The organism is Enterobacter cloacae complex sp. EB5, assembly GCF_031432835.1.
GTDB classification, from domain to species: domain Bacteria; phylum Pseudomonadota; class Gammaproteobacteria; order Enterobacterales; family Enterobacteriaceae; genus Enterobacter; species Enterobacter hormaechei_C.
Genome location: NZ_CP133860.1, coordinates 131165 through 146773, shown reverse-complemented (window position 1 = coordinate 146773; position 15609 = coordinate 131165). Strand labels below are relative to the sequence as shown.

The following is a 15609-nucleotide window of genomic DNA, read 5'->3' as shown; positions in this document are numbered from 1 at the left end:
GTTACTTTTTCCAGAAATCATCAAACACCGTAATGGGCGGACGACGCTTGTGCTCGGTTTTCAGATACCAGCCTTCGATAATTTTAGCGGTACCTTCGTCGAGCGTTTTGCCTTCCAGATAATCATCGATGTTGTCATACGTGACGCCCAGTGCCGCTTCATCCGGCAGGGAAGGGCGATCGTCCTCCAGGTCCGCCGTTGGCGCCTTCTTATACAGGTGCTCCGGGCAGCCCAACGCCGCCAGCAGTTGCTTGCCCTGACGCTTGTTCAGACGGAAGAGGGGGTTGATATCCGTGCCGCCATCGCCGTATTTGGTGAAGAAGCCGGTGATGGCTTCTGCGGCGTGGTCGGTGCCGACGACGACCCCTTTGGTCATCCCTGCGATACTGTACTGCGCTTTCATGCGCTCACGGGCTTTCTCGTTGCCGCGGACAAAATCGCTCAGTTCAATACCGGCTTCACGCAAGGCCTGCTCGCTTGCCAGTACCGAACCTTTGATGTTTACGGTAAGAACACGGTCCGGCTGAATAAACGCAATCGCATCCTGACAGTCCTGCTCGTCGGCCTGCACGCCATACGGCAGACGTACGGCAATAAATTGCAGCGCGGTGTCACCGGTCTCGTCACGCAGCTCGGAGATGGCCATCTGGCTCAGCTTACCGGCCAGAGTGGAATCCTGACCGCCGCTGATACCCAGCACCAGCGTCTTCAGGAAAGGGTGTGCAGACAGGTAAGCTTTCAAAAAATCAACGCTACGACGGATCTCTTCATTGGCATCAATCGCAGGTTTCGCGCCCAGCGCCTGAATAATTTCTTGTTGCAGAGCCATTACGCCCTCCCTATGCAGAACCAAACAGAAAGTGTGATCTGTTAAAACTAACCCTTTGTCGGGGAAACGACAAGGATCACAGTTTTGAGTGTACTGTTTTACAGCGATTTAGCAGCTTATCGTTGTTTTATTAGAATTTTCCGAAATTCGTCTGGCGTAACTCGCAAAGTTGAACAATAGTAATTTTTATCCCATGCTTAGTTAACACGCTGATAAACAAGAGGACGGAATATGAACAAGAACGTAGCAGGAATTTTAAGCGCAGCGGCGGTACTGACTATGCTGGCAGGGTGTACAGCTTACGATCGCACCAAAGATCAGTTCACACAGCCAGTGGTAAAAGACGTCAAAAAAGGCATGACGCGTTCCCAGGTTGCAGCCATTGCCGGTAAACCTTCTTCAGAAGTCACTATGATCCACGCGCGTGGTACCTGCCAGACCTATATTCTGGGTCAACGTGATGGTAAGGCAGAGACCTACTTTGTCGCCCTGGATGATACGGGTCACGTGATCAATTCCGGTTACCAGACCTGCGCCGAATACGACACCGACCCACAGGCACCTAAGGCACAGTAAGCCTGCTTGCCTGAGAGCGTTAACAAACCGGCCGGAAGGCCGGTTTTTTTATGCATACGTGAATCTTATTTCTTGGCGCGAATTATTTGCCTGAAATGTGAAGGTAGTCAACAAGCCAGGTCAATGAGAGACAATTTCAGTCTATCCAGAATTATCCCCTCCCTGTACCATTGCGTATACTCACTTCAACGACAAACAATGTTCAGCACACTGCCCGTCAGCCAGGATAGCGAGTCGAGTGATAGCGCGACGGCGGGTAGCCAAACAAGAGGGAAGTTATCATGGAAAAGAAACATATCTATCTGTTCTGCTCTGCGGGCATGTCCACTTCGCTGCTGGTTTCCAAAATGCGCGCGCAGGCCGAAAAATATGAAGTCCCTGTGGTGATTGAGGCGTTTCCGGAAACGCTGGCGGGCGAGAAGGGCCAGACAGCAGACGTTATTTTACTCGGGCCGCAAATCGCTTATATGCTGCCAGAAATTCAGCGTCTGCTACCCAATAAGCCGGTCGAAGTGATCGATTCCGTTTTATACGGCAAGATTGATGGTTTAGGTGTATTAAAAGCTGCCGTTGCGGCGATTAAAAAAGCTGCTAATTAATTTTTTATTTTTCCCGTCAAAGAGTTATTTCACACACAATATGCCGTAACGGTCGTTGCGGCCTTTAAGGGTATTTTCCTATGAGTAAAGTCATCGCTTCACTTGAAAAGGTACTCCTTCCTTTTGCTGTTAAAATAGGAAAGCAGCCTCATGTTAATGCCATTAAGAACGGCTTTATTAAATTAATGCCGTTGACATTAGCCGGGGCAATGTTCGTTTTAATTAACAACGTTTTTCTGAGCTTTGGAGAAGGTTCCTTTTTTTATTCATTAGGAATTAGGTTAGATGCTTCAACTATTGAAACCCTTAATGGTTTAAAAGCCATTGGCGGCAACGTATACAATGGTACGTTGGGTATTATGTCGCTAATGGCGCCTTTCTTTATCGGAATGGCGCTGGCGGAAGAGCGTAAAGTGGATCCGCTTGCGGCAGGCTTACTGTCCATTGCCGCGTTCATGACCGTCACACCGTACAGCGTGGGTGACGCTTACGCCGTTGGCGCCAACTGGCTGGGTGGGGCAAACATCATTTCCGGTATTATTATCGGACTGGTGGTGGCCGAAATGTTCACCTTCATTATTCGCCGTAACTGGGTTATCCGCTTGCCGGATAGCGTTCCGGCCTCCGTTTCTCGTTCATTTTCCGCGTTGATTCCGAGCTTCATTATTCTCTCCATCATGGGGATTATTGCCTGGGCGCTCTCTCACTGGGGCACAAACTTCCACCAGATCATTATGGACTCTATCTCAACGCCGCTGGCGTCGATGGGTAGCGTGGTCGGTTGGGCGTATGTCATCTTTACCTCCCTGCTGTGGTTCTTCGGCGTGCATGGTTCACTGGCACTGGCGGCGCTGGACAGCGGTATTATGACCCCGTGGGCACTGGAAAACGTCGCGCTTTACCAGCAGTACGGCTCCGTCGATGCGGCGCTGGCGGCCGGTAAAACCTTCCATGTGTGGGCGAAGCCGATGCTTGACTCCTATATCTTCCTGGGCGGTACCGGGGCGACGTTGGGTCTGATCATCGCGGTCTTTATTGTCTCTCGCCGCGCTGACCATCGTCAGGTTGCTAAGCTGGCCCTGCCGTCAGGCATCTTCCAGATTAACGAGCCGATCCTGTTTGGTCTGCCAATTATCATGAACCCGGTGATGTTCATTCCCTTCATCCTGGTTCAGCCGCTGCTGGCCGCGATTACGCTGACGGCGTACTACCTGGGCATTATCCCGCCGGTGACCAACATTGCGCCGTGGACGATGCCGGCTGGTCTGGGCGCGTTCTTCAACACCAACGGTAGCGTGGCCGCCTTCCTGCTGGCGATATTCAACCTCGGGATTGCAACCCTGCTCTACATGCCTTTCGTGGCGATTGCGAACAAGGCCGCAACGGTGATCGATGAAGAAGAGAGCGAAGAGGATATCGCCCTCGCACTGAAATTCTAAAATTGCACGGCGCGGGGCAACCCGCGCCAGCGGAAAGGAGCTTAAAGATGTTAGATTTAGAGAGTATCGTTGCCGAAGAAACCGCAGAGAACGATCTGGAAGAGGTGGTGATGGGCCTCATCATCAATTCCGGGCAGGCGCGCAGCCTGGCGTATGCGGCGCTCAAGCAGGCTAAGCAGGGCGATTTCGTTGCCGCGAAAACCATGATGGAGCAGTCCCGTACAGCGTTAAACGAAGCGCATCTGGTGCAGACGAAGCTCATCGAAAGCGACCAGGGCGAAGGGAAGATGAAAGTGAGTCTGGTGCTGGTACATGCGCAGGATCATCTGATGACCTCCATGCTGGCACGCGAGCTGGTAGCGGAGCTCATCGAGCTTCACGAGAAGATGCAATAAGTCAGTTGAAGTAGCAGGAGGTCAGCACGATGGAAATCAAAACCGCACATGAGCAGCAGCTGTTTAATGGCAAGAATTTTCACGTGGTGATTTACAACAAAACGGAGAGCGCCAGCGGTCTGCACCAGCATGACTACTACGAGTTCACGATTGTTCTGACCGGCCGCTACTATCAGGAGATCAACGGTAAGCGCGTCCTGCTTGAGCGTGGCGATTTCGTCTTCCTGCCAATGGGATCTTATCACCAGAGCTTTTATGAGTTTGGTGCGACGCGCATTCTAAACGTAGGGGTGAGCAGGCGTTTCTTCGAGAAGCACTATCTGCCGCTGGTGCCGTTCTGCTTTGTGGCGTCACAGGTGTATCGCGTTAAAAATGAGTTTATGACCTGGATTGAAACGGTTATCGCCTCGCTGAATTTCCGCGACAATGAATTTGATGAATTTATTGAAACCGTGACGTTCTACGTCATGAATCGCCTCCGCCATCACCGTGAAGAACAGCAGGTGGTGGATGATATTCCTCAGTGGCTGCGCAGTACCGTGGAGCTGATGCACGATAAAGGACAGTTCAGCGATAACGCCCTGGAGAATATGGTGGCGCTGTCGGGTAAATCGCAGGAATATTTGACGCGCGCCACGCAGCGTTATTACCGTAAAACGCCTGTGCAAATCATTAATGAAATCCGCATTAACTTTGCCAAAAAACAGCTGGAAATTACTAATTACTCTGTCACCGATATCGCTTACGAATCGGGTTACAGTAGCCCCAGTCTGTTTATTAAAACCTTTAAAAAATTGACTTCATTCACACCGAACAGTTACCGCAAAAATTTAACGGTAATTAATTAACTTTCGGCGGTTTATCCGCCAGGAACAGTGACGTAATGGCTTGCCCAAATAGCGGGAAGAGTACGCTATACCTTGCAGGCGATTAACCTGATACGCTAAGGGAGATATTATGCAACAGAAATTAAAAGTCGTAACCATTGGTGGCGGCAGCAGCTATACCCCGGAATTACTTGAAGGTTTCCTGAAACGGTATCATGAATTACCGGTCAGCGAATTATGGCTGGTGGATGTTGAAGAAGGTCAGGAGAAACTGAATATTATTTTTGAACTGTGCAAACGCATGGTTGAAAAAGCGGGCGTGCCCTTAACCGTGCATAAAACGCTGGATCGCCGCCTGGCGCTGAAAGATGCTGACTTCGTAACCACGCAGCTGCGCGTCGGCCAGCTGAAGGCGCGTGAGCTGGACGAGCGCATTCCGCTGAGCCACGGTTATCTGGGCCAGGAAACCAACGGGGCAGGTGGCCTGTTTAAAGGCCTGCGTACCATTCCGGTCATTTTTGACATCATTAAAGACGTGGAGGAGATTTGCCCGAACGCCTGGGTGATCAACTTTACTAACCCGGCCGGGATGGTCACCGAGGCAGTCTATCGCCACACCGGTTTCAAACGTTTTATCGGCGTCTGCAATATTCCGATTGGCATGAAGATGTTCATCCGCGATGTACTGGAACTGACCGATCACGATGACCTGTCCATTGACCTGTTCGGCCTGAATCACATGGTCTTTATCAAAGATGTGATAGTGAACGGGCAATCGCGCTTTGCGGAACTGCTCGACGGCGTCGCCTCTGGTCGCCTGACCGCGGCCTCGGTGAAAAATATCTTCGATCTGCCGTTCAGCGAAGGGCTGATCCGCTCCCTGAATCTGCTGCCGTGCTCGTATCTGCTCTACTACTTCAAGCAGAAAGAGATGCTGGCCATTGAGATGGGCGAATACTACAAAGGTGGCGCACGCGCTCAGGTTGTGCAGAAAGTAGAGAAGCAGCTGTTTGATTTGTATAAAGATCCGAACCTGAACGTCAAACCGAAAGAGCTGGAGCAGCGCGGCGGGGCATACTATTCGGATGCCGCGTGTGAAGTGATTAACGCCATTTACAATGACAAGCAGGCCGAGCACTATGTGAACGTTCCCCATCACGGGCACATCGACAATATCCCGGCAGACTGGGCCGTTGAGATGACCTGCATCCTTGGGCGCGAGGGGGCAAAACCGCATCCCCGCATTACCCACTTCGACGATAAGGTGATGGGGCTGATTCACACCATCAAAGGCTTTGAAGTGGCAGCGAGCAATGCGGCCCTGAGCGGCGAACTGAATGACGTGCTGCTGGCGCTGAACCTCAGCCCGCTGGTGCATTCTGACCGTGACGCTGAAAAACTCGCGAGTGAGATGATCCTGGCGCATGAAAAATGGCTGCCAAACTTTGCTGCAACGGTTGAGAAACTGAAACTCACACACCGTTAAGAGGAGGCGCGATGGAAAACCTGCTGATCGTCAATGCCGATGATTTTGGCCTGTCAAAAGGGCAGAACTACGGCATTATTGAAGCCTGTCGCCGTGGCGTCGTGACCTCTACAACAGCGCTTATCAACGGTGAGGCGGTGGAACATGCGGCGCAGTTAAGCCGTGAGCTGCCCGAACTGGGCGTGGGCATGCACTTTGTGCTGACGCTTGGGTTGCCCCTTTCACCGATGCCAGGTCTGACGCGCGAGGGGCAACTGGGGAAATGGATTTGGGAAATGGCGGAGCAGGACGCTCTGCCGCTCGATGAGATTGCCCGCGAGCTGGATTGCCAGTTTAACCGCTTTGTGGATGTGTTTGGCCGCGAGCCTACCCATATTGACAGCCATCATCATGTGCATATGATCCCGGCGATTTTCCCGCTTGTGGCAGAGTTTGCGCAACGTAAAGGCGTGGCGGTGCGCGTGGATCGTGAGGTGCGCGGGTTGCCGGACGTCGCGGTAACGTCAACGGAGGGGTTCAGCAGCGCATTTTATGGCGACGAAATCGACGAAGCGCTGTTCCTGAAGGTGCTGGATGACTCCGCCGCAAAAGGGGAGCGCTCGCTTGAGGTAATGGCGCACCCGGCGTTTGTCGATCAGATCGTACGTAAGAGCGCCTACTGCTGGCCGCGTCTGGCGGAACTGGAAGTGCTGACGTCGGCGTCGTTGAAGTACGCGATTGCCGAGCGCGGATATCGTCTGGGGACGTTCAGGGATCTTTGAGTTAAAGCCCGGTGGCGAGGTAAAAGCAAAACGGTAACCTTTTGGTTACCGTTTTTATTGTTTTCTCCCTCTCCCGAGGGAGAGGGCCGGGGTGAGGGCTTCAGGCCGCACAACCGGGTATGGTTTTTTACGCCGGTATCTGGTCAATCTTACTGCTGCGCGACCACACGCGGTGCGCGGCAAGCAGGTCAAACAGCCGGGTCATAAACGCATCGTCAATGTTATCACCTTCGACAATGCCTTCTTCCCCTTGATCCGGTACCTTCAGCAGAGATTTAAACTTCCGCGCATCGCCTGCCAGGGCGATTGGCTTCAGGTGCTTATAGGCTTCCAGCAGGTAATAGGCGGCATCACCGTTACCGAGCAGGCTCTCAACGTCGCCGCACGGCATAATCACCGCATCAACCGTCAGCGACGGCGCTCCGGCGAAGGTCGCGGCAATCGGCAGGACAGAGCCATCATCGGCCGTTATTTCACCCATGCGTGAGTAAAGCAGTTTGGCATGTACGCCCTGGGTTTTGAGCGCCCTCATGATCCCCAGTACGTCGCTGGCGCGCGGTTTATCGTTCAGCAGGATAGCCACCACGCGGCCTTTAATTGACCCGCCTGGTACTGCATACAGGCTCAGGGACGGATCCTTCTTCAGCCCGTTCACGTCTTTTGGCGGCGCGGCATGGCATTGCTCGTCAGTCAGCGTAATGCCGAGATTATTCGCCACGCCCTGAGCAAGCTGGATATCAATATGCGCCAGATGGTCGACCACGCGCTCGCGAATGTAGGTACGCACCACTTTGCTCAGCTCAAAGCTGAAACCGCCGATAATGTGCTGCTGTTCAATCGGGGTCTGGCTGTTCCAGAACAGGCGAGGCTGAGCGTAATATTCGCCGAATGACGGGCTGCGCTCGCGAATTTTTGTACCGTCCACGCGCTCCTGATACGACTCAAATCCGCCACGTTTTGGCCCCGGCGGGGTTTCACGCGGCCAGTTATCGTTAATGGAGTTTGGCTCGTAGTTCGCCGGGTTGGTATCGATATCCTGGCGATGCATCCCGTCACGCTGGAAGTTATGGTACGGGCAGGTCGGACGGTTGATAGGAATTTCGTGGAAGTTCGGTCCACCGAGACGGCTGATCTGCGTATCGGTGTAAGAGAAGAGACGGCCCTGTAGCAGCGGATCGTTGGTGAAATCCAGCCCTGGCACAATATGGCCCGGGTGGAACGCGGCCTGCTCATTCTCCGCGAAGAAGTTATCCGGGTTGCGGTTAAGCACCATTTTGCCCACCAGCTGAACCGGCACCAGCTCTTCGGGAATAAGCTTGGTTGGGTCGAGCAGGTCGAAGTCGAATTTGAACTCGTCCTCTTCCGGGATCAGCTGTAACCCCAGCTCGTATTCCGGGAAATCACCGGCTTCAATGGATTCCCACAGTTCGCGACGGTGGAAGTCCGGATCGCGCCCGGTCAGCTTCTGTGCTTCATCCCACACCAGGGACGCTTTCCCCGCGACCGGTTTCCAGTGGAAACGCACAAACGTCGCTTTACCTTCAGCGTTAATCAGACGGAAGGTATGAATACCAAACCCTTCCATGGTGCGATAGCTGCGTGGGATCCCCCGGTCAGACATCGCCCACATCACGTTGTGAAGGGTTTCCGGTTGCAGGGAGACGTAGTCCCAGAAGGTGTCATGCGCACTTTGTCCCTGCGGTATGGCCCAGTGTGGCTCTGGTTTTACCGCATGGACAAAGTCAGGGAATTTATGCGCATCCTGAATGAAGAAAACCGGGGTGTTATTCCCGACGAGGTCGAAAATGCCCTCTTCGGTATAGAATTTGGTGGCGAAGCCGCGGATATCACGCACCGTATCGGCCGAACCCGCGCCGCCCTGTACGGTAGAGAAGCGCACAAATACCGGCGTGATTTTGTTCGGATCGGAAAGGAAATCCGCCTTCGTGATCGCCTTCAGGCTCTTGTACGGCTGGAAATAACCGTGCGCCGCGGAGCCGCGAGCGTGAACGATACGCTCAGGGATACGCTCATGGTCGAAATGGGTGATTTTTTCCCGCAGGATGAAATCTTCCAGCAGCGTCGGGCCGCGCGTTCCGGCGCGCAGGGAGTTTTGGTCATCGGCGATACGCACGCCCTGATTGGTGGTCAGCGCAAAGCCTTCACCCCCTTTGCGGTGCGGGTCGAGAGATTTTAACTTCTCGTTGTCCCCATCGGGTGACTTCATGCTTCCCGGTGCAGTAGGTTGCTCGCCCGGCGCCGAAGGGCCTGGCGACGGTTTATGAGAGCCATCAGCCGGGGCGAGTGAGTCCATTCCTGGTTGAGATTCTTCGGTGCCATGAATAGGGGATTGATGGGGTTTATCATTGTTCGACATTGCACGATTCTCCTTTGTTCGTTCCTGAAAACCCTATTAAGGATAGAACAATGTGATGAATTAGCAGGCGAACTAAGCGTTTTCAGAGGAAGTGATTAGCGAAAGGAGCCATCTGCCACATGTCAGGCGCGACGGGTGGGGGGAGAATCGGCTATGATAGAAATTTCCTGCTTTAAGAATTTGCTTTAGTGAACCCGTCGCTTATGAAACCTCTTCGTCAACAAAACCGCCAGGTTATTAGCTATGTGCCCCGCGTTGAACCCGCGCCGCCTGACCATGCCCTGAAAGTGGATGGTTTTCGCGATGTCTGGATGTTACGGGGTAAATACGTTGCCTTCGTGCTGATTGGCGAGCACTTCCGTCGCTCCCCTGCGTTTACGGTGCCGGAATCGGCGCAGCGATGGGCTGTGCAGACCCGCCAGGATGAAGAGGTTGAAGAATAACAGCCATAAAAAAACCGCCCGCAGGCGGTTTTTTTATTTCAGCAGTGATTAACGATGGGCCAGTTCGGCATCTTCTTCACTGTCGAGAATCGTTTTGTCGGTCTGCTTCAGCCACTGGCTGGTCAGGGTACCGGCGGTCATTGAGCCACTCACGTTCAGGGCGGTACGACCCATATCGATCAGCGGTTCAACAGAGATCAGCAGGGCAACCAGCGTCACCGGCAGCCCCAGCGCAGGCAGAACGATCAGCGCAGCGAAGGTCGCGCCGCCGCCCACGCCCGCAACACCGGCGGAGCTAATGGTCACGATACCCACCAGCGTCGCAATCCAGACCGGATCCAGCGGGTTAATACCCACGGTTGGGGCAACCATCACGGCCAGCATCGCCGGGTAGAGACCCGCACAGCCGTTCTGCCCGATGGTGGCGCCAAAGGAGGCTGAGAAGCTGGCGATAGACTCCGGTACGCCCAGACGACGGGTCTGTGCTTCTACGTTCAGCGGGATAGATGCCGCGCTGGAACGGCTGGTGAAGGCGAAGGTCAGCACCGGCCAGACTTTGCGGAAATATTTCAGCGGGCTAACGCCGTTCACGCCCAGCAGGATACCGTGCACCACAAACATAATGCCCAGCCCCAGGTAAGAGGCGATCACAAAGCTGCCAAGCTTGATGATGTCTTGCAGGTTGGAGCCTGCCACGACTTTGGTCATCAGCGCCAGGACACCGTACGGCGTCAGCTGCATGACCAGACGCACCAGCTTCATCACCCAGCTTTGCAGGGTATCAATGGCAGTCAGCACGCGCTCGCCTTTTGGCGCATCGTCCTTCAGCAGCTTCAGCGCCGCCACGCCCAAGAACGCCGCGAAGATCACCACGCTGATAATGGAGGTTGGGCTTGCGCCGGTCAGGTCAGCAAACGGGTTCTTCGGAATGAAGGAGAGCACCATCTGCGGAACGGTCAGATCGGCCACTTTACCCACGTAGTTGGTCTCGATCGCCGTCAGACGCGCGGTTTCAGCGCTACCCTGCACCAGACCTTCAGCAGTCAGGCCAAACAGATTGGTTACCAGCACACCCACCAGCGCCGCAATCAGCGTGGTGAAGAGCAGGGTACCAATGGTCAGGAAACTGATTTTACCCAGTTGAGACGCATTATGCAGGCGGGCTACGGCGCTCAGAATAGAGGCGAATACCAGCGGCATAACGATCATTTGCAGCAGCTGTACATAGCCGTTACCGACAATGTTGAACCACTGAATGGAATCTTTCAGTACCGGGCTATCGGAGCCGTAAATGGCGTGTAAGGCCAGGCCAAACACCACGCCCATGACCAGACCGACCAGTACCTTTTTCGCCAGGCTCCACTGTTTGTGGCGAGCCTGGGCGAGAAGCAATAGCAATACGACGAACACAACAATGTTCGCGATGAGTGGAAAATTCATCCCCGTTCTCCTGATTTATTATACGGTCGGTTTTTACCGAACCTGTTGGCGCAAGGTTATCAGAAGTGTGATGTCGCGCTTATATCCATATGGAATGGTTTATGACAAAAGTGATTATATTGTCGGTTTAATGTTCAATCTGGTGATTAATAAAACGATTGAACTGAAATTGCAGCGAGTTGATCATCTGCGATGACCAGCGCACTGCACCATTTTCGGGCAATGTCTGCGGCATCCAGACGGCATACGCAAACAGCGCCATGCACAGAACGCGCTCAAGCTGGTTGCCTTTTTGCGGCACGAGGATGGGCAGGCGGAAACGCCAGCGGCAGGGCCAGAGCAGCGGTACGCCCGCTGGCGTCAGCATATCGGCGAGGATATGGCTTAAGTAGCCGAGCACCATACCCTGAATGGCATCCGCCGGGACGATCCAGCTCTCCGGAACCTTCAAATAGAAGAGTGTAAGCAGGCCGAATACGGCCAGCAGGCTGTGGGTAAATCCGCGATGCCCAAAGGCTCTGGCGATGGGTTTTGAAATCCACTTCAGCCGCTGGCCAAGGAATGACTTTGGATGATCTATGTCCGGCAGCAGGCAGGTCAGCACGGCGGAAGGGACAATATGCCACCAGTCCCCCTGTGCCAGCACAGGGGTCAGTTCAGCGTTTTTGGCAAACACTGCACAGGCAAGTGAAAAAAGCAGGTGGCCTTCCGCCGTCATGATAAAACCCGGTAAACTGTCGATTCATACAGTATAGGGTTTTTATACAGTGTGTGAAAGAGGTGACGGTGTAACTCTTTGTCACAAACGCACGGTTAACGCGCCAGCCAGCCACCGTCTACGGCGAGGGTATGACCGTTAACGTAATCAGAGGCCGATGATGCCAGGAACACCACCGGACCCTGTAAATCCTCCGGCAGACCCCAGCGGCCCGCCGGAATACGGTCAAGGATCGCCTGGCTGCGCTGCTCATCATCGCGAAGTTGCCGGGTGTTATTGGTCGCCATATAACCCGGTGCAATAGCATTCACATTAATGCCCCGCGTTGCCCATTCGTTCGCCAGCAGGCGGGTGAGGCCCAGCACGCCGCTTTTGGACGCCGTATAGGAGGGCACCCGGATGCCGCCCTGGAAGGAGAGCATGGAGGCAATGTTAATGATCTTGCCGCCCTGACCCTGCGCGATAAACTGTTTCGCCACTGCCTGAGAGAGGAAAAAGACCGATTTCAGATTGAGATCGATGACCTCGTCCCAGTCCTTCTCGCTAAATTCCAGCGCATCGGCACGGCGGATGGTGCCGGCATTGTTAACCAGAATATCGATACGACCCATCTCAGCGACTGCGGTATCCACCACGCTCTGAATACTCTCCTGCTTGCCAAGATCGGCGCGAATCGCGATAAAGCGTCGTCCCAGCGCCGTAACGCGCGCTGCCGTTTCGTCAGGAACCTTGCGGTTAACCCCCACGATATCGCATCCTGCCTGGGCGAGGGCAATGGCCATGCCTTGCCCCAGACCGGTATCGCACCCGGTCACCATCGCCACTTTTCCTGCCAGAGTAAAAGCATCCAGTATCATACGCGCCTCAGAAGTCAGGTTATTGTCATTCTGCACGTAAGAATAGGAGTCTGGAATGAGAAAAGCAAATAAACTAAAACGATGTTTTGATTTGACGAGGCAGGCAGCCGAAGCTGCCTGAGAGGGCGTTACTCCCCGCGCAGATGGCGGGCAGTCAATTCTTCAAGAGACGTCAGCCTGACATCCGCGAGGGCAAAACGGGGGTCGTGTCGGCCTTCTTCAGCCGGCACAACGATGGAGCGCATACGTGCGGCTTTGGACGCCACCATACCGTTAACCGAATCTTCCAGCGCCACACAGGTAAGCGGATCCAGCCCCAGTTTCGCGGCGCAGTCCATATACACCTGCGGATGTGGCTTGCTGTAAGGAAGCTTTTCGGCCGAGGCCAGCGCATCGAAGCTGTCGCGCAGCCCGAACATCGTCAGCACTTTTTCCAGCATATGCAGCGGTGAGGCGGAGGCCAGCCCCACTTTCAACCCTTGCGCCTTGCACAGGGCGATAGCGTCGCGTACGCCCGGTAACAGCGGCTTATACTCTTCTACGAGAGAAATGGCGCGGTTGATAATGCGCGCCGTAACTTCGTCGCGATCCGGGCCAACCCATGGCTGGTGGGCATACCAGAGGTCAACCACCATATCGATGCGCAGCCCCAGGGTATCGGGAAGCTCGTTACGACGACTGATATCGACGCCGAGGCTGGCCATCACGTCCAGTTCAGCCCGATCCCACAGGGGTTCGGAATCAATCAGCAATCCATCCATGTCAAAAATAGCGGCAAGTATCTGGCGCGGGGTCGACATTACAACATCTCCTTATCTTGGGGGGTAAGACGAACGGTGCTAAGCACAAGCAATTTAGCATATTGCATTCAAAGAGCGGGCGAAAATGACCTACAGCAGGTAGACTTAGGCACAAATAACGCGTCTTTATGAAGAGGAACTAATGACGTATCAACAAGCTGGACGCATCGCGGTCTTAAAACGTATTGCTGGTTGGGTTATTTTCATTCCCGCCCTGATTTCAACGCTGATCTCCGTACTCAAATTTATGTACGAACACAGCGAAAAACAGCCGGGCATCAACGCCGTTATGCTTGATTTTGCCCACGTCATGATTGAGATGATGCGGTTTAACACCCCGTTCCTGAACGTGTTCTGGTTCAACTCGCCCACGCCGGATTTTCACCACCAGCTGGATGTCGGTTTCTGGATAATCTATGCGTTGATATTTATCGCGATGGCGTTGCAGGCCTCCGGCGCGCGCATGAGTCGCCAGACCCGCTTTTTACGCGAAGGGGTGGAAGACCAGCTGATCCTTGAGAAGGCGAAAGGCCCTGACGGGATGAGCCGCGAGCAGATCGAATCGCGCATTGTCGTGCCGCGTCATACCATTTTCGTGCAGTTTTTCCCGCTCTACATCCTGCCGGTCATTATCATTGTGGCCGGCTATTTCTTCTTTACCCTGCTTGGCTTCCTGTAAATGTTAAGGGAAGGGGCGTGAAGCCGCCCCCTCCCGCTATGCGGCCAGAATACGATCCAGCGCACGCTGGGCATTCACCAGATGACTCCCGCCAAACAAAATAGCCCGGTTTAACAAGGTGTACAGCTGATAAACCGGCTGACGATCAAGGAAACCCGCAGGTAACGGCGAGACAGACTGATAGCCATCATAAATTTGTGGCGGCTGTTCAGGGTGCAACGGCAGCATCGCGAGGTCACACTCTCTGTCGCCCCAGTAGCAGGCCGGGTCAAATATATAGGGACCATCAGGCCCAAGCGCGCAGTTGTTCGACCATAAATCACCGTGCAGAAGGGATGCCTGAGGCTGATGCGAAGCCAGACGCTGCTGAATGTGTTCAACAATCGCGTCGATGTTGCCGAACGCTAATCCCTTTTCAGCGGCCAGCTCCAGCTGCCAGCCGATGCGCTGCTCGGCGAAAAAAGTCGACCAGCGGCGCTGCCATGCGTTTGGCTGTGGGGTGGTGGAGAGGTCATTATCGAAATCGAGCCCAAACTGAGGTTGATCGCTCCACTGGTGCAAACGGGCGATCTGTTGCCCGAGAATAAAGGCGTTGTGCGCATCCAGAGGACGCGCGGGAAGATAGTTCATCACCAGAAAGCTATAGTCACGATCGCTGCCGACGGCTAAAACCTGCGGAACGGTGACTGTTTTACTGCGCGATAACAGCTCAAGCTGATCGGCTTCGGCAGTAAAAATGGGGAGTAATTCGCGCTCATCACATTTAACGAAAAGATCGCGCCCGGCGTAACGTAAATGCCATGCGGCATGGATCTCTCCGCCTGGCAGTTCGTTACGCAGTTCAATTTCACCTTCACCCAGCTGCTCACTTAAAAGATGACTGATAGCCTGCCACATGATGTCTCTCCCATGTTGTCTGCCAGATCATAAAGTTAGCGCAAAACGGCTATAAAAAAACAGGAACTAACGCACAACTGAGCGGTTTAATTTTATACAGGGCACTTATTGTGCTTTTTTATGCCAGTTTTCCCAGCTATCCACATCAATTTCCGTGGCTTTGTCAGTCACGCTTTCCACCAGGCTACTGGCCAGCGCCTTCACCTCTTCCTGGCTCAGCGGGCTTATCAGGCCAAATGCCAGTGAGCCGAGATCGTGAATATTGCCCTCATCGTCCGTCAGCGTGAGCAGAAAATTCGCCCGCGTGAACGCGTTGTTGAGTTCATTCAGTTCGGTCAGCGATGCTTCATGAATATTGACAGTTACGACGTAGCGGGTGATATCACCACTGCTCATAATTCACCTCGTTGTTATCCTGAAAGTTTTCTTAGCATAGTCGATACGCTCTGTTTAGCGACTTCCCCTTCCATGGGAAGGGGAAGCAGG

The 15609-nt window shown here is 53.9% G+C and carries 17 protein-coding genes; 9 read left to right on the top strand and 8 right to left on the bottom strand.

Annotation, left to right across the window (positions count from 1 at the left end; translation table 11 throughout):
- Position 1 precedes the first annotated feature (1 nt).
- The gene (nadE, locus tag RHN82_RS00785; protein WP_003857837.1) at positions 2 to 829 is read right to left on the bottom strand and encodes an ammonia-dependent NAD(+) synthetase; all 828 of its coding nucleotides are present in this window, start codon (positions 827 to 829) and stop codon (positions 2 to 4) included.
- A 231-nt stretch (positions 830 to 1060) separates the two neighbouring features.
- Here nadE and osmE point away from each other — a divergent pair, with 231 nt between their 5' ends.
- The 7 genes from osmE (at position 1061) to chbG (ending at position 6912) form a co-directional block, all read left to right on the top strand.
- Positions 1061 to 1405, top strand: coding sequence for an osmotically-inducible lipoprotein OsmE (gene osmE / locus RHN82_RS00780; protein ID WP_003857836.1), 345 nt, complete (start codon positions 1061 to 1063; stop codon positions 1403 to 1405).
- 281 nt (positions 1406 to 1686) lie between these two features.
- Positions 1687 to 2004, top strand: coding sequence for a PTS N,N'-diacetylchitobiose transporter subunit IIB (gene chbB, locus RHN82_RS00775; RefSeq protein WP_015570750.1), 318 nt, complete (start codon positions 1687 to 1689; stop codon positions 2002 to 2004).
- A gap of 80 nt (positions 2005 to 2084) precedes the next feature.
- On the top strand, positions 2085 to 3443 hold the full coding sequence (gene chbC / locus RHN82_RS00770) for a PTS N,N'-diacetylchitobiose transporter subunit IIC (protein ID WP_047051480.1): 1359 nt from the start codon (positions 2085 to 2087) through the stop codon (positions 3441 to 3443).
- Positions 3444 to 3490: 47 nt separating this feature from the next.
- Positions 3491 to 3838, top strand: a complete 348-nt coding sequence (gene chbA / locus RHN82_RS00765) for a PTS N,N'-diacetylchitobiose transporter subunit IIA (protein WP_003857835.1) — start codon at positions 3491 to 3493, stop codon at positions 3836 to 3838.
- A gap of 29 nt (positions 3839 to 3867) precedes the next feature.
- Positions 3868 to 4686 carry a transcriptional regulator ChbR gene (chbR, locus tag RHN82_RS00760; protein WP_017384663.1) on the top strand — a complete coding sequence of 273 codons (819 nt, stop codon included), beginning with the start codon at positions 3868 to 3870 and terminating at the stop codon, positions 4684 to 4686.
- A 109-nt stretch (positions 4687 to 4795) separates the two neighbouring features.
- Entirely contained in the window at positions 4796 to 6151 is a 1356-nt protein-coding gene (locus RHN82_RS00755) for a 6-phospho-beta-glucosidase (protein ID WP_047051479.1), read from the top strand.
- 11 nt (positions 6152 to 6162) lie between these two features.
- The gene (chbG, locus tag RHN82_RS00750; protein WP_047051478.1) at positions 6163 to 6912 is read left to right on the top strand and encodes a chitin disaccharide deacetylase; all 750 of its coding nucleotides are present in this window, start codon (positions 6163 to 6165) and stop codon (positions 6910 to 6912) included.
- Positions 6913 to 7039: 127 nt separating this feature from the next.
- Here chbG and katE read toward each other — a convergent pair whose 3' ends face one another.
- Positions 7040 to 9289: a catalase HPII gene (katE, locus tag RHN82_RS00745; RefSeq protein ID WP_047051476.1), complete on the bottom strand. Its 2250-nt coding sequence runs from the start codon at positions 9287 to 9289 to the stop codon at positions 7040 to 7042.
- Between the two features lie 188 nt (positions 9290 to 9477).
- Between katE and cedA the strand changes: the two genes are divergently transcribed.
- On the top strand, positions 9478 to 9732 hold the full coding sequence (cedA, locus tag RHN82_RS00740) for a cell division activator CedA (protein WP_071524159.1): 255 nt from the start codon (positions 9478 to 9480) through the stop codon (positions 9730 to 9732).
- A 48-nt stretch (positions 9733 to 9780) separates the two neighbouring features.
- On the opposite strand, the gene tcyP is transcribed toward cedA, so the two are convergent.
- The 4 genes from tcyP to hxpB all read right to left on the bottom strand — a co-directional run bounded on the left by tcyP (position 9781) and on the right by hxpB (position 13547).
- Complete coding sequence (tcyP, locus tag RHN82_RS00735; RefSeq protein ID WP_015570743.1) at positions 9781 to 11172, bottom strand: cystine/sulfocysteine:cation symporter; 1392 nt, start codon at positions 11170 to 11172, stop codon at positions 9781 to 9783.
- 127 nt (positions 11173 to 11299) lie between these two features.
- Positions 11300 to 11890, bottom strand: a complete 591-nt coding sequence (locus RHN82_RS00730) for a metal-dependent hydrolase (RefSeq protein WP_015570742.1) — start codon at positions 11888 to 11890, stop codon at positions 11300 to 11302.
- Between the two features lie 95 nt (positions 11891 to 11985).
- A complete protein-coding gene (kduD, locus tag RHN82_RS00725) occupies positions 11986 to 12747 on the bottom strand; it encodes a 2-dehydro-3-deoxy-D-gluconate 5-dehydrogenase KduD (protein ID WP_047051474.1) in 762 nt (253 codons plus the stop codon).
- A gap of 128 nt (positions 12748 to 12875) precedes the next feature.
- The gene (gene hxpB / locus RHN82_RS00720) at positions 12876 to 13547 is read right to left on the bottom strand and encodes a hexitol phosphatase HxpB (RefSeq protein WP_003857825.1); all 672 of its coding nucleotides are present in this window, start codon (positions 13545 to 13547) and stop codon (positions 12876 to 12878) included.
- A 142-nt stretch (positions 13548 to 13689) separates the two neighbouring features.
- Here hxpB and RHN82_RS00715 point away from each other — a divergent pair, with 142 nt between their 5' ends.
- Positions 13690 to 14226: a YniB family protein gene (locus RHN82_RS00715; RefSeq protein WP_047051473.1), complete on the top strand. Its 537-nt coding sequence runs from the start codon at positions 13690 to 13692 to the stop codon at positions 14224 to 14226.
- Positions 14227 to 14262: 36 nt separating this feature from the next.
- Here the strand turns inward: RHN82_RS00715 and RHN82_RS00710 are convergent, their stop codons facing one another.
- Together RHN82_RS00710 and ghoS are read right to left on the bottom strand one after the other, a co-directional pair.
- Positions 14263 to 15123: a fructosamine kinase family protein gene (locus RHN82_RS00710; protein ID WP_032619835.1), complete on the bottom strand. Its 861-nt coding sequence runs from the start codon at positions 15121 to 15123 to the stop codon at positions 14263 to 14265.
- A gap of 105 nt (positions 15124 to 15228) precedes the next feature.
- Complete coding sequence (gene ghoS / locus RHN82_RS00705; RefSeq protein ID WP_047051472.1) at positions 15229 to 15519, bottom strand: type V toxin-antitoxin system endoribonuclease antitoxin GhoS; 291 nt, start codon at positions 15517 to 15519, stop codon at positions 15229 to 15231.
- Positions 15520 to 15609: the final 90 nt, after the last annotated feature.